Source organism: Neptunomonas sp. CHC150, from assembly GCF_030397555.1.
In the GTDB taxonomy this organism is placed as follows: Bacteria; Pseudomonadota; Gammaproteobacteria; order Pseudomonadales; family Balneatricaceae; genus Neptunomonas; species Neptunomonas phycophila.
In genome coordinates this window covers 1-14265 of sequence record NZ_JAPNXU010000007.1, presented here as the reverse complement: position 1 = coordinate 14265, position 14265 = coordinate 1, and the positions used below count along the sequence as shown (strand labels likewise).

The window sequence follows — 14265 nt, the reverse complement described above, 5'->3', positions numbered from 1 at the left end:
AATTTGTCCCATTATTATTGCGGTACTTTAAACACTTGCAGCCCACTAAAAATAACAATAAAAACGGTCCTCACGAGCTAACAAGCGGTTTTTTACGCAGTTGAACTCTCTTGTTTGCTAGTAGACCCAACAACGGAGCATGCTGATGGATTTAGCGCCTGCTGACCAAAACAGTATTAAACCCGCCGTATCGGTACTCATTGTCGACGATGAACCGGGCATGTGTAATTTCCTCCATAAAGCCCTATCTAAACGCTTTGCGCTTGTTGAGACGGCCACCAGCGTAGAAGAAGCGGAACAATTACGTAAACGCTGCCATTTCGATTTGCTCATTGTGGATATCACCTTACCGGGCCGATCAGGTATGGAGTGGCATGAAGCACTAGAGCCCAGTGAGCGACGTAGCGATATTATTTTTATGACGGCCTACGCCGACCTAGAGACCGCCATTAAAGCATTACGAATAGGGGCCAGTGATTTTATTTTGAAGCCATTTAGGCTTGAGCAAATGATGAACGCCGTTGAACGCTGCTTACAACGACGAGAAATGGCTCGCAAAAACTTTGTGCTACAACGGGAAGTTACCGAGCAGTTTCCATTAACTGAAATGATCGGAGCTAGCGCAGCCATTCAGCATGTATTTGAAGTCGTTGAACGAGTTGCCCCTACCCCTTCAGCGGTGCTCATTGAAGGCGAATCCGGTACGGGTAAAGAACTCGTCGCACGGCTGCTTCATCAATACAGCCAACGTGGTGGCCCTTTCGTACCCGTTAATTGCGGCGCAATATCCCCAGAGTTATTAGAGGCCGAACTATTTGGCCACACCAAAGGAGCGTTTACTGGTGCCAATAAAGCGCGGGAAGGACTATTCAATTTTGCAGCAGGCGGCACACTTTTTTTAGATGAAGTAGGCGAAATGCCCGTACTTATGCAAGCCAAGTTATTACGAGCATTAGAGCAAAAAGCCGTACGCCCTGTAGGCAGCGAGCAAGAGCAAGCAGTGGATGTACGTATTGTTGCTGCAACTAACCGGCAACTTAAACAGGAGGTTGATGACAACCGCTTTCGTGAAGACCTTTATTATCGACTAAACGTCCTCAGCATCACCCTCCCTCCTCTACGCGATCGAAAAGAAGACATACCAGACCTTGTTCATCACTTTTCTTATCGGCTCTCACGTGATTTAGGGTTACCTGAAATTCCTTTTACCCATGACGACCTCGTTGCTATGCAAAACTACCCGTGGCAAGGCAATATTCGAGAGCTTAAAAACCTCATAGAGCGCTGTATTTTGCTGGGTAAATTACCCGCTGAGTATTTCAAACACAGTGAAACACAACCGGCTCCTGGGCAAAGCCACTATGATGGTTGGTCACTTGAAGCGCTAGAGAAACAACATATCCTTCGCACTTTAGAACAACACCAAGGTAATAAATCTTCAGCGGCGCGCACACTTGGGGTCTCTCGTAAAACACTGGATAGAAAACTAAACGCATGGCAATCGGACCTCAGCCATGTCCAAGCATAGTAAGATAACAACCCACAATAGACGGCCTATGAAAGGCCTTCACTTTTTGGCGCACGCTAATAAGCAACTGCGCCAATCCTTGCGTTATAAGCTGTTATTACTCATTGTTATACCGCTATTGTTAACCGCCCTAGGTTTTTCAATTATGGCGGCCTATTGGACAAGCAGTTATACCGACAAGCAGCTATATATGAAGGTAAGCGCAGACCTATCTGTCGCCCAAGGTACGTTAGATATACTGCAACGAGAACAAATGAATGTCCTAGCCCAACTGGCCAATGGCTACGACTTCAGAACCAACTTACTACGCAACTACCAGCGCGGTATCCGAGGCCAACTAAATGATGTTAGGCAAAGCAGGCAACTCGACTTTTTACGGTTTATACCTGCATCTCAATTATTAAACAGCCTAGAACCAAGCTTGCTGGCTCATACCGAATCCTTGCTCAAAGGTGATTCTTTATCTGGATTGGAAGTCCTCTCCGCTAACGAACTAGACCTCATACAAACGGGCTTAGCTAAGCGATCTCGTATCCCGTTAATAGAAACCCCTTATGCAGCTCCTACCCAGCGCTCTATCGAAAGCCGCGCCATCATTATGCGCTCGCTATATCCTGTCATTAATGACTTTGACGAACTAGTAGGCGTATTAGATGGTGGCACGCTGTTTAACCGGAACACCCAAGTTGTAGACATGATTCGCGACCTTGTATACGGCCCAGGCAGCCTGCCTGACGAGGGTATTGGTACGGTAACACTCTTTTTAGATGATACGCGCATTAGTACTAATGTCCCTCAGCTATTGCCCGACCAACGTGATGTCTCACATCAAACAAACACTATTACGGAAGCCGACCGCGCTATTGGCACTCGCGTATCTTCTGCGGTTAAAAATCACGTTTTGATCAAAGGCAATCGCTGGATTGATCGCGCTTTTGTTGTAAACGATTGGTACATATCAGCCTATCAACCTTTGATAGACCTCAGTGGCCAACGTATTGGTATGATCTACACCGGGTTTAGTGAAGCTCCGTTTACGCATATTTATTACAAAACTCTTTTAGAATCCGTCACTGTCATCGGGCTTATCATGCTCGGTTCGGGGCTGCTTGTTCTACATAAAGGTAAGCAAATATTAGCGCCGTTGTCTCGACTCAACAAAGCCGTTAACGCTGTTAAACAAGGCAATATGCAGCAAAGAATTGGACACTTAGAGGGTCAGGACGAGCTAACTGAGTTAGCTCATGAGTTCGATAAAATGCTGGATTTACTCGCCCAACGCGAACAAGAAATAATAAAAGCCAACGACGAATTAGAGCAAAAGGTTGACCAGCGCACTACGTCATTGAGACGTCGAACGGAAGCTCTAAAAGATCGAATACGCTTATTAAAAACAACCCGTAAGCAACTACTCGATCAGGAGAAACTGGCCGTACTTGGAGAGCTCACCGCCGGAATTGCCCATGAGATCAACAACCCTGCAGCCGTTATCTTGGGCTCAGTGGATCTTATATTGGATGATTTGGGTGAGCAGGCAAAACCTATTAATGCAGAGCTAGATATGATCATTGAGCAGGTTTATCGTATCCGGTCACTGATTAATAACCTCTTGCAATACAGCCGACCTGATAGCCAAACCGACAGCCAGCAAATCTGCAACATCAATCAGGTGTGCAACGACACACTATTACTTGTGCGCCATGCACTTGATAAGCAAAATGTAACCGTAGAAACTGACTATGCAGCAGAGTCGCTCGTCGAGATTAACACACAGCAAATACAGCAGGTTTTAGTCAATCTCATTATTAATGCAGCGCATGCCATCAAAGGCACAGGGAGTGTTTTCATTGGTACCGAAGACTGGGTAGAAGACACTGCCGCCACCTCAACAAACCGTGCAGCAGAACCATCACCATTGGGTGTCGTGATTCATGTGTCCGATTTAGGCTGCGGCATACCCGACTCAGTCAAAGAGCGAATATTCGAACCTTTCTTCACCACTAAAGAAAGCGGCACAGGTTTGGGCCTGTCGGTGAGCAAAGGAATTGTTACTCGGCATGGGGGGGACTTACGCGTTCACTCACCCAGCCTCATCGATGAAACATGCGGCACGACCTTTAGCCTGTACTTACCCAGCCATTACAGCGACCAAGCGACGAATACCGACCATATTAGCTTGCTACTCACAGGATTAGGTCAAGCCGAACGAGTCAACCGCAGAGCTACCGGTAAGGGAGACACTTAATCAGCACTCCAGATTAACTTACCGCATTGACTGGTATTGTATCCCCCTAAACTACTGGCTAGTTGAATACCTTCTCGGCTCTGCAAAAACTCAAAGATATGCTGCACAATTTTTCGAAAATACACAGGGCGAGTGACCACTAGGTCAAAGGCCTCAGCTCCCTGAGCGAGCAAAACTAATCCCATTTCTTGTGCGGCGCTCAAGGTGCCTGGGCCAATATCGGCTTCCCCTTTCGCAATTAAACGGGCTACCTCCCTTTCCGAGAATGCCGTCATTTGACGCGTTAACTGCGCCAATGGAAACCCTTGCCCGGCAAGCCATTCTCCTAAAAAGCGCTGCGACCCTGCGCCCTCTTGCCGAACGACCCACCGAGTTTCAGGGGTCAGCGCTTGTCTTGGATCAGTAAAGCGCTCAACATCCTGCGGCCGCACCATCAACCCATGTTGGCGCTCAAATAAGTGCACTAACACCCAGTGCTTAGATTCGCTATATTGCTGCAATAAAGCAGGGTGCCTAACGCGGCTTTCCTCTGCTCGTCCCCAGTGAATCGCTGTCGCGTCAGAACTACCTTGAGCCAGCAGATCCAAGCCTAGCTTAGTTCCGGTGACGGTATAGCCAATCATCGCCTGCGTCTTTAATTGTTGCGTTAAGCGGTTAGCCGTGGCTTGCAGTAAAGGGTCATCACTTCCTGATAGTAACAATCGATCGGCCATCAAGCCTCTGTGCGCATTATCCAATAACCAGCGATCAATCAAGGCACGTGGAAACAGCCATTTACCGGTCACTTTCGTTGCGGGAATCTTTCCCTCGGCGGCCATGGAATACACTTTTTTCTCATTAACGTCTAAGTATTCCGAAAGCTGGCGTACGTTCATAAACGGATGGGCGTGCTCATTCACCCTGAACCCCCTTGCCCTCTTGCAGGCAATCAAGATCGACCATGTCCCGGCCATGAAAGATCAGAAAGTGACGGCCTTTCGCGCGAGCCAATAAAGTGATTCCCATTTCCCTTGCCAACGCCAGTCCCATTTGAGTCACCCCCGAGCGTGACAATAAAACCGATATTCCCATTTGTGCCACTTTGATCACCATTTCTGACGTCAACCGGCCTGTGGTATAAAAGATTTTTCCGTTGGGGCTAATTCCTTGCAACCACAGCCGACCCGCCAACGTATCCACCGCATTATGTCGACCCACATCCTCAACAAAGGACACAATATAGTCGCCATCGCTCACAGCACAGGCATGAACAGCGCCGGCGTTTTTGTATGTTTCGTTGTGCTGACTTAATGCACGAAGCAAACTATAAATCATGCTCTGCTTTACTGGCGTTACAGGTAGTTCTACATTGGCGATTTTCTCCATTAAGTCTCCAAACATAGTCCCTTGGCCACAGCCACTAGTAACGGTCCGTTTTTCCAGCATAGATGCCAAATGAGCAGGCTCTTTACGAGTGACTACCGCCGCAGACTCGACATCCCAATCCACTTGTACAGCGGTTAAATCCTCAGCCCGCTCAATAAATCCTTGGTTTTTTAAATAGCCCACCACTAACGCTTCAGGGTCAGCCCCCAACGTCATCAACGTAACTATTTCACGTTTATTTAAATAAATGGTTAAAGGTCGTTCACAGGCGATTTGAATCGTCCTTTCACCGCCTAACTCGTCGATGACAGTAGCCTGTTCTGTTAACGGCGCCTGCGCGTAACTGCGTATGACTGATTCAAACGGTTGCTCCATGTCACCTACCTTCTCAATTAATTGGTTTGATCAGAGCAAGTTTCATTCCGGTGTTTATATACCCTACCGTCTACTGTTGATCACAATTAGCAGCGCATCACCGTGACACCCTATTAATAGACAAAATGTCCCATCTTTATCCTCAACCGTGTCTTTTTACACCAACCAGCCTCCCTTTTACCCCTAAGAACACCGTCATTATGTGGCCTACGCTTTGCAATGATCTCCAATACCTGTGCTTATCGATCCAAGCGATTACGCAACGATTACGCAACAACCCGAAGGAGAACCTATGTGACTTCATCTACTACGACTGCTCCGAGCGCTGATGATAAAGACCAACAGCACCCCACAACAAAATCAGGGACGAGCTGGCCTGTATCCATTCGACTCAACAAAGAGAATGTTCAATCAGGCCGCTGGGACACAGTACGTTGGAGCATTGCCGACTTGCGCCCTCGCCCCTTAACCGCTGACGATTATCATATCCTGACCATTGAACTTCACCTTGATCAACGTACCGCTTATCGATTCAACCTCAACTCACAAGCCCCCTGCCTATTCGTTTTATGCCATGAATCAGACGTTAATAACCAGCTTATCCCTGTCCACATCAGCGCCAGCCAAGATGAAGCTTCATCCTACATGGATGGCGAGCACCACGTTTTATCCGCAGAAATGCCGGTAGCTATATGTTGCTGGATCGAAGCCTATCTCAGCCGTGAAGGTGAATTGATTGATAGTGGGCGCAAAAAAAAGAAATCAGGAAAAGGACGCAGCAGTGGAAACTGATACTTCATTTCTTAAAAGATGGTCTCTGCGTAAAACCGAGGCAAGCCGAGAGCAAAACGAACAATCAAACGAGACTGAACAACGATTAGACAATCAAGATAGTTCAGAGGTTACTCCACCCCTTCCTGACAAGGCGGCCGAAATATCCGCAGATAGTTTAAGTGATGAGGACATGCCAGCCATCGACTCTCTGGATGAGCATTCAAACTTCCAACAGTTTTTCTCAGAAGGTGTCAGCGAAGCTTTACGACAACAAGCACTAAGGAAGCTATTTAACCTCCCAGAGTTTCACGTGAGAGATGGGCTAAATGACTACGATCAGGACTTTAGCAATATCACCCCATTAGCTGAAGCTGCCGCTGGACAAATCAGACAATGGATTCATCAACAGAAAGATGACTTCACTGCGGCTTTGCAAGACGACAGCAATGATGAAGAAAGCGCCGAGCCTATTCACTCTTCTCATGCTTCATCAACAGAAGGCGACCAAGTGACCCATACACCCACCCAAGACAAGACAGAATGATACAACACAGCGCAAAAACCATAATTTCACACAGATAATGACCGCATATATTGGACCCTAGCGACCTAATCAGTGGTTCATCAATTGCATCGAGTAATTGAAAAACGGTTCAGATATACACCAATGACAAGCGCACGGCCTACAGCGAGCACTGAGGTACGTGGATATAAGCCATTAGCCTGACCACCGAGGGCTTTATGACAACAATAATAAACATGCCAAACCTCAGTAATGAAAAAGCAAAACAGGAGGTCATAACGCGACTATCGCCGCCTCATAACCTACTTGCGAGTACCATTGCTTACAGCACGCAAGGCCACCTGTTGATAATGGGATCCGAAAAAGCAATTCGGACAGCGGCACTACAACTGTCTTCTATGCAAAGTACTACACTATTGGTTACTGAAGCGGCTCAAACCGATATCGATATCGCTGACGACTCAGAGGCGATAGAATCACTGATAGCAAGCACCAAAAACCACACCGTCTTCTATAACAAACTGCTGTCGGTCACAGGTTATCTTGGCCAATTTGACGTCGATGTCAGCATAACGGCACAAGAAGAGACATCTATTAGCCGCATTCCATTGGCTAAGTTAGCATTGGGGCTGCCACACTTTGACCTGATCTTAGACCTGAATGCATCCCCTATTCTGACAACAAACCTACTGCCGCCTGGCTATTTTCACGCAAATGATACAACAACGTTAGCCTCTCTCTACGAACAACTCCCTCAATACATTGGCGACTTTGAAAAGCCTAAGTATTTCCAAATCAACAACGACATGTGCGCGCACAGCGCACGGGGGCAAACAGGCTGTACACGCTGTTTAGACGTATGCCCAGCAGACGCTATCACCTCAATTCAGAACATTGTCTCAATCGAACCTCATTTGTGTCATGGCGCTGGCGGCTGCTCAAGCGCCTGCCCCACAGGAGCCATTACTTATACCCAGCCCCCAAGGGGACAGCTGCTCGATTATATTCAAAGACTCATCACACTTTACTCTGCCGAGGGGGGTGAAGACTTTTGTCTGCTGTTTCATGATCATGATAAAGGTCGAGAGTTAACACTAAAGCACGCTTCATCCATCAAAGGGCATGTCATCCCTATCGAGGTCGAAGAACTGGCCTCCGTTGGTTTGGAAGTATGGCTAGCATCTTATGCCATGGGAGTGAATACACTCTATTTACTGAACACCGACGCTATCCCAAACAGCATGCAAAATCTTGTTGAAGAACAGATATCCTTAGCCCATCGCATAATGACAGGACTAGCAATACACCCTGATCGGCTAGAATTAGTTGACGACATCATATTGCTTGAAAACCGGTTACCGTTACAGCCTTCATTGCCATCTATGGCTCCGGCCCCGTCATTCACAACTGACAAACGTGAAACTCTATTTAATGCGATCGCCCACTTAGCTGATGCGGCCTCAACAACAGAGCCCCAACAGTGCTCAAATCCTGTCATACCGCTACCTCATGGAGCTCCATTTGGAAAAGTCACAATTCAAGAGCAAGAGTGCACCTTGTGCCTTTCCTGTGTTGCCGTTTGTCCTGCATCCGCGCTAACAGCAGGTAAAGATAGCCCCGCCTTGTACTTTACCGAGCAAAACTGCGTCCAATGTGGACTATGTGAGCGCAGTTGCCCGGAAAAAGTGATTACGCTAACCCCGCAACTGCGATTACACGCTACCGACCAGCCTCAAGAACTAATAGCCGAAGAGGCTTTTCAGTGCATCAGCTGCGCGACGCCTTTTGCACCTAAGCGTACGGTAGAAAAAATGATCAAATCGCTCAGTGAGCATAAGCAATTTCAGGGTAGTGCGATCAACCGGCTCAAAATGTGTGCTGATTGTCGCGTTCGCGACATATATAACGATTTAACACTACACCCAGAAAAGCAATTAGAGCTATGAGGACTGATGAGTGAACATGATTCCAATCCATACTCACACCACAACCGAATACGATCAATTGCGCGGCGATATCTATGCACTTCTCGCTTCTCTTTTGAGGAGCGCGCCTACGCAAGACGCATTGGCATGGTTGCAAGCTCTACAACCGGATGGCGATGATAACCCAGACATGCTCAAAGCTTGGTCAGCACTAGCCCTAACAGCTCAGCACAGTAAAACCGAAGCGGTTGCCCAAGAGTATCAAGACCTATTCATTGGCGTAGGCCGTGGAGAGCTTATGCCCTTTGGGTGCTGGTATCTAACGGGCTCATTAATGGAGCGCCCTCTCGTAACCTTACGCGAGGACCTCAAACACTTAGGGTATGAACGGCAAAAAGAGGTATATGAACCGGAAGATCATATTGCCGCTTTGTGTGAAGTCCTCAGCTTAATGGTTTCCCAAGGCCACAGCTATAGCCATCAATATAGGTTTTTACAGCGCCACCTGTTTCCTTGGGCTTTTGCATTTTTTACCGATTTACAAACAGCCAATAATGCCTATTTTTATGCTCCCGTTGGCCTACTAGCGCACACTTTTTTCCAACAAGAAAAAACATACTTTCAGCAGCTATCGCCTGCACAACTCAATACCGACAATAAAAATGACCGGAGGGAACTCGCATGAGTAGCCAAGAAAAACCGGATGCGGGGCGTCGTCGCTTTTTAAAAGCGGCTGGACTGGCATCAACTGCGGCTAGCACAGCCCTAATAATTGATAACACTTCTGCGAATCAGACAGATGAAACAGACGAAGCGAAAGAACCGTTATCACCCAAGGGCTATCAAGAAACCGAACATGTTCGCCGCTTTCTCAAGACGCTTCGTAATTAACAAGCAGGAGCCACCATTATGCGCCTAACCAAACGCGACCAAGACACATCGACAGCCCAATCCGGCTTAGGTTTATCCCGCCGCCATTTTTTACGCAACACAAGTATAGCCACAGGCGGTGTAGCAGCCGCTAGCTTTTTAGCGCCTGGCATGATTCAGCAAGCGGAAGCTTCAAAATCTGCGGTCCATAGCTCACCTGTGGATGTAAAACGTACGATATGCTCGCACTGTTCGGTCGGTTGTGGTGTTTATGCAGAAGTCCAAAACGGCGTTTGGACAGGACAAGAGCCTGCCTTCGACCACCCTTTTAACCTTGGAGGGCATTGCGCAAAAGGTGCGGCGCTGAGAGAGCACGGTCATGGCGAACGGCGTCTAAAATACCCAATGAAACTAGTTGACGGCAAATGGCAAAAAGTCTCTTGGGAGCAAGCCATTGACGAAATTGGCGATAAAATGCAGGCCATACGCGAAGAGTCAGGACCTGACTCAGTCTATTGGTTAGGTTCTGCAAAATTTAACAACGAACAAGCCTACCTTTTCCGTAAGTTTGCAGCGCTGTGGGGCACTAACAATGTCGACCACCAAGCACGGATATGTCACTCAACGACCGTTGCTGGTGTTGCTAATACATGGGGCTATGGCGCCATGACAAACTCCTTTAATGATATTCATAATTGCAAATCGATTATCCTCATTGGAGCTAACCCCGCTGAAGCCCATCCAGTTTCTTTGCAACATATCTTTCGTGCTAAAGAACGCAACAAAGCGCACATCATCTGCGTAGACCCGCGTTTTACTCGCACCGCCGCTCATGCAAATGAATACATACGCATACGCCCCGGTAGTGATGTCGCCTTTATTTGGGGCCTTTTGTGGCACATTTTTGAAAATGGCTGGGAAGATAAGCAGTTCATAGCCCAACGCGTATACGGAATGGACAAAATACGCACGGAGGTCGCTAATTGGACCCCGGCTGAAGTTGAAAGCGTAACCGGTGTAACAGAAGAACAAATGCGCCAAGCCGCAAAATCTCTGGCCGACAATCGACCGGGAACCGTCATCTGGTGTATGGGTGGAACACAACACACCACAGGCAATAACAACACACGTGCTTACTGTATTTTAATGCTCGCACTTGGAAACATGGGTAAAGCTGGCGGCGGCACCAACATCTTCCGTGGCCATGACAATGTCCAAGGAGCAACAGACTTAGGCGTATTATCCCATACCTTGCCTGGCTACTATGGACTAACAGACGGCGCCTGGAAGCATTGGTCAAAAGTTTGGGACCTTGACTTTGAGTGGGTAAAAAGTCGCTTTGATCAAAGCGTTTATCGAACGCTAAAGCCAATGAACAATTCCGGGATTCCCGTTTCCCGCTGGATTGATGGTGTGCTCGAGGACAAGAAGAATATCGATCAGAATGACAATCTTCGCGCGATGGTTTATTGGGGACACGCTGTCAACTCGCAAACTCGTGGCGTCGAAATGAAAACCGCCATGGAAAAGCTGGAGCTGATGGTCATCGTCGACCCTTATCCAACTCATGCCGCCGTCATGCATGATAAAAAGGATGGGGTTTACCTACTCCCAGCAACAACACAATTTGAAACCTACGGCTCAGTAACCGCATCGAATCGCTCCATACAATGGCGAGATAAAGTGATTGAACCTCTCTTTGAGTCTAAGCCTGACCACATCATCATGCATAAATTTGCAGTGAAACTGGGTTTCGATAAGCAACTATTCAAAAATATCTCCATCAGCAATGAAGAACCTTTGATTGAGGATATTACACGTGAGTTTAACCGAGGAATGTGGACCGTAGGCTATACCGGTCAAAGCCCAGAACGCATAAAAGAACACCAACAAAATTGGCACACTTTCAATGAAACCAGTCTAAAAGGAGAAGGTGGCCCTGCCGACGGTGAGTATTACGGAATGCCGTGGCCTTGCTGGGGTACACCAGAGATGAGACACCCTGGTACCCCTATCCTCTACGATACCAGTAAAAGTGTTGCAGAAGGCGGCTTACCTTTCCGCGCTCGCTACGGTGTAGAGCACGAAGGGACTAACATTTTAGCTGAAGGCTCCTTTACAAAAGGTTCTGAAATTAAAGATGGATACCCTGAGTTCTCTGCAGAGCTGCTAAAAAAACTGGGCTGGTGGAGTGACCTCACTCAGGAAGAACAGTTGGCAGCTGACGGGAAAAACTGGAAGACAGACATGTCGGGAGGTATCCAACGGGTAGCTATCAAACATGGTTGTGCCCCATTCGGAAATGCGAAAGCTCGCGCTATAGTATGGACCTTCCCTGACCAAGTCCCACTGCACAGAGAGCCACTGTACTCAAACCGCCGGGATTTAGTTTCAAAATATCCAACATTTGATGACGCCGAATCAATTTATCGATTGCCGACACTTTATAAGTCAATACAGGCTAAAGATGTCAGTACTGACTTCCCCATTATTTTAACCTCGGGACGTTTAGTGGAATACGAAGGGGGCGGTGAAGAAACGCGTTCTAACCCTTGGTTAGCAGAGCTTCAACAAGAAATGTTTGTTGAGGTAAACCCTTCTGATGCCAACACACTCGGCTTTAAAAACGGAGACGATGTATGGCTCATAGGGCCAGAAGGTGGGCGTATAAAAATCAAAGCGCTCATTACACCGCGTGTTGATAAAGGCGTAGCCTTCTTGCCCTTCCACTTCGGGGGACAATTCCAAGGGAAAGACTTAACCAGCAAGTATCCTGAGGGCTCTGCACCGTATGTTACGGGTGAAGCAGCTAATACGGCCATGACGTATGGATACGACCCCGTCACCGTGATGCAAGAAACGAAAGTTTCTCTCTGTCGCATCGAAAAAGCAACGGCCTAAGGAGATCTAACCATGGCTAATATGAAGTTCCTGTGTGACTCCAAGCGCTGCATCGAATGTAACGGATGTGTAACAGCGTGCAAAAACGAAAACGAAGTGGAATGGGGCGTTAACCGTCGGCGCGTCGTGACCCTTAATGATGGCGAACCCGGCGAAACCTCCATTTCTGTCGCGTGCATGCATTGTTCTGATGCTCCGTGCATGGCTGTTTGCCCTACTGACTGCTTTTATAAAACCGATGATGGAATTGTTTTACACAATAAAGACATCTGCATTGGTTGCGGTTATTGCCTTTTCGCGTGTCCTTTTGGCGCACCACAGTTTCCCAGCAGCTCAGCGTTTGGCGAGCGTGGAAAAATGGATAAGTGTACATTCTGCGCCGGAGGGCCAGAGGAAGATAACAGCCCAGAAGAATACGCCAAATATGGAGCAAACAGGATTGCTGAAGGCAAGTTACCTATGTGTGCCGAACTATGCTCTACCAAAGCTCTATTAGCGGGTGATGCAAACGACGTTTCCGATATTTTTAGAGAACGAGTTGTGTATCGCGGCCATAACGATGGCGCTTGGGCAATGGAAGAAGAACTCGCATACGATGCGACGCAGCCAAAGGCTTAACCCAATAAAGCCACATCATGTGGCTCAATCAAGGTTATTGTTATGAAGAGACTTTCACTGAGTCACCTCATTATTATTTGCTTGGTATATCTAACGTCAAGCAACGTTGCTCTTGCTGCCGATAAAGCCTCTGAAGCTAAAGTAAGCGGTTTTGCTGGAGCCGAGTATTGGCGAGTAATTAAAGACGGCAACGAAGGAACGTCACAAGTTAAAGGAATTGAAGCAGGGGTGCTTATCAATGTTGAAGGGGAATACTGGAGACATCTACGTAACAAATGGGTATCACCTTATGGCGCTTATGCGCTCTTAGGTGTCCTTTGCACATTACTCATCTTTTATTTAATCGTGGGGCAAAAGAAGCTAGATCACCCCAAGACAAATAAAAAAATAAAACGCTGGAGCCAACTTGATAGGGCAAACCACTGGACCGTAGCAATCCTCTTTATCACCTTAGCATTAACAGGCCTTAGCTTACTCTATGGTAAATTTTTCTTAAAAGGGCTCCTAGGAGACTCCATTTGGGGTAACTATATTGCCTTATGCAAAATACTGCATAATTATTTAGGCCCGCTTTTCATGCTAGCTTTACTAATCATGATAGTTCGCTGGCTGAAACATAACTTTTTCAACGCAACCGATCTGCGTTGGTTTATTAAAGGAGGAGGAATATTCGGTAATGCCCACCCAAGTGCAGGCTTTCTAAACGGCGGTGAAAAAGTATGGTTTTGGTTGTTAGCGTTTGGCGGAGTCACTATAAGTATTTCAGGCCTCATACTCGACTTCCCTCTGTTTGGACAAACACGCGAGATTATGCAGTGGAGCAATATTATTCATGCCGTTAGCTCACTGATCCTAATTGCTGCGTCATTCGGTCATATTTATATCGGTACGGCAGGTACAGAAGGAGCTCTTGAAGGGATGACAACAGGCTATGTGGATGAATCATGGGCCAAGCAACACCATGACCTGTGGTATGAAGAAAAGAAAACCAAATCAACTAACGAACCAATGTAATCAATAAAAACCAATGCCGGCGTGCCGGCATTATTTATCTACCATGCAAAATGCGCGCGTTAGCAAACACGTAAAACGAGCAAAACACCGCCTGTTTAGCCAATCGTAAAAACAATAACCATAAAAA

12 protein-coding genes are annotated in these 14265 nt (G+C 47.2%); 10 read left to right on the top strand and 2 right to left on the bottom strand.

All coding sequences use genetic code 11. The features are described from left to right. Positions 1-145 precede the first annotated feature (145 nt). Both OW491_RS09015 and OW491_RS09010 read left to right on the top strand, forming a co-directional pair. Positions 146-1528 (top strand): sigma-54 dependent transcriptional regulator, encoded by a 1383-nt coding sequence (locus tag OW491_RS09015; RefSeq protein WP_075180312.1) that lies wholly within the window; start codon positions 146-148, stop codon positions 1526-1528. Then, positions 1515-3773, top strand: a complete 2259-nt coding sequence (locus tag OW491_RS09010) for a cache domain-containing protein (RefSeq protein ID WP_290035676.1) — start codon at positions 1515-1517, stop codon at positions 3771-3773. The genes OW491_RS09015 and OW491_RS09010 overlap by 14 nt, the downstream gene beginning before the upstream one ends. On the opposite strand, the gene OW491_RS09005 is transcribed toward OW491_RS09010, so the two are convergent. Both OW491_RS09005 and OW491_RS09000 read right to left on the bottom strand, forming a co-directional pair. Continuing rightward, positions 3770-4672, bottom strand: coding sequence for a helix-turn-helix transcriptional regulator (locus OW491_RS09005; protein WP_212667482.1), 903 nt, complete (start codon positions 4670-4672; stop codon positions 3770-3772). The two genes, OW491_RS09010 and OW491_RS09005, sit on opposite strands and share 4 nt — an antisense overlap. Beyond that, positions 4665-5513, bottom strand: a complete 849-nt coding sequence (locus OW491_RS09000) for a formate dehydrogenase accessory sulfurtransferase FdhD (RefSeq protein WP_290035675.1) — start codon at positions 5511-5513, stop codon at positions 4665-4667. Before OW491_RS09000 ends, OW491_RS09005 begins: the two co-directional genes overlap by 8 nt. Before the next feature lie 294 nt (positions 5514-5807). Between OW491_RS09000 and OW491_RS08995 the strand changes: the two genes are divergently transcribed. From OW491_RS08995 to OW491_RS08960, 8 genes are all read left to right on the top strand, one after another. Next, the gene (locus OW491_RS08995) at positions 5808-6305 is read left to right on the top strand and encodes a DUF3305 domain-containing protein (protein ID WP_290035674.1); all 498 of its coding nucleotides are present in this window, start codon (positions 5808-5810) and stop codon (positions 6303-6305) included. Continuing rightward, positions 6295-6831 (top strand): DUF3306 domain-containing protein, encoded by a 537-nt coding sequence (locus tag OW491_RS08990; RefSeq protein WP_290035673.1) that lies wholly within the window; start codon positions 6295-6297, stop codon positions 6829-6831. Before OW491_RS08995 ends, OW491_RS08990 begins: the two co-directional genes overlap by 11 nt. A gap of 197 nt (positions 6832-7028) precedes the next feature. After that, positions 7029-8756: a 4Fe-4S binding protein gene (locus tag OW491_RS08985; RefSeq protein WP_290035672.1), complete on the top strand. Its 1728-nt coding sequence runs from the start codon at positions 7029-7031 to the stop codon at positions 8754-8756. Between the two features lie 16 nt (positions 8757-8772). After that, a complete protein-coding gene (locus tag OW491_RS08980; protein ID WP_075180316.1) occupies positions 8773-9420 on the top strand; it encodes a molecular chaperone TorD family protein in 648 nt (215 codons plus the stop codon). Further along, positions 9417-9626 carry a twin-arginine translocation signal domain-containing protein gene (locus tag OW491_RS08975; RefSeq protein WP_075174256.1) on the top strand — a complete coding sequence of 70 codons (210 nt, stop codon included), beginning with the start codon at positions 9417-9419 and terminating at the stop codon, positions 9624-9626. Before OW491_RS08980 ends, OW491_RS08975 begins: the two co-directional genes overlap by 4 nt. Positions 9627-9644: 18 nt before the next feature. Beyond that, a complete protein-coding gene (locus OW491_RS08970; RefSeq protein ID WP_290035671.1) occupies positions 9645-12506 on the top strand; it encodes a formate dehydrogenase subunit alpha in 2862 nt (953 codons plus the stop codon). A gap of 12 nt (positions 12507-12518) precedes the next feature. After that, a complete protein-coding gene (gene fdh3B, locus OW491_RS08965) occupies positions 12519-13124 on the top strand; it encodes a formate dehydrogenase FDH3 subunit beta (protein ID WP_075174258.1) in 606 nt (201 codons plus the stop codon). A gap of 42 nt (positions 13125-13166) precedes the next feature. Next, positions 13167-14138, top strand: a complete 972-nt coding sequence (locus OW491_RS08960) for a formate dehydrogenase subunit gamma (protein WP_290035670.1) — start codon at positions 13167-13169, stop codon at positions 14136-14138. Positions 14139-14265: the final 127 nt, after the last annotated feature.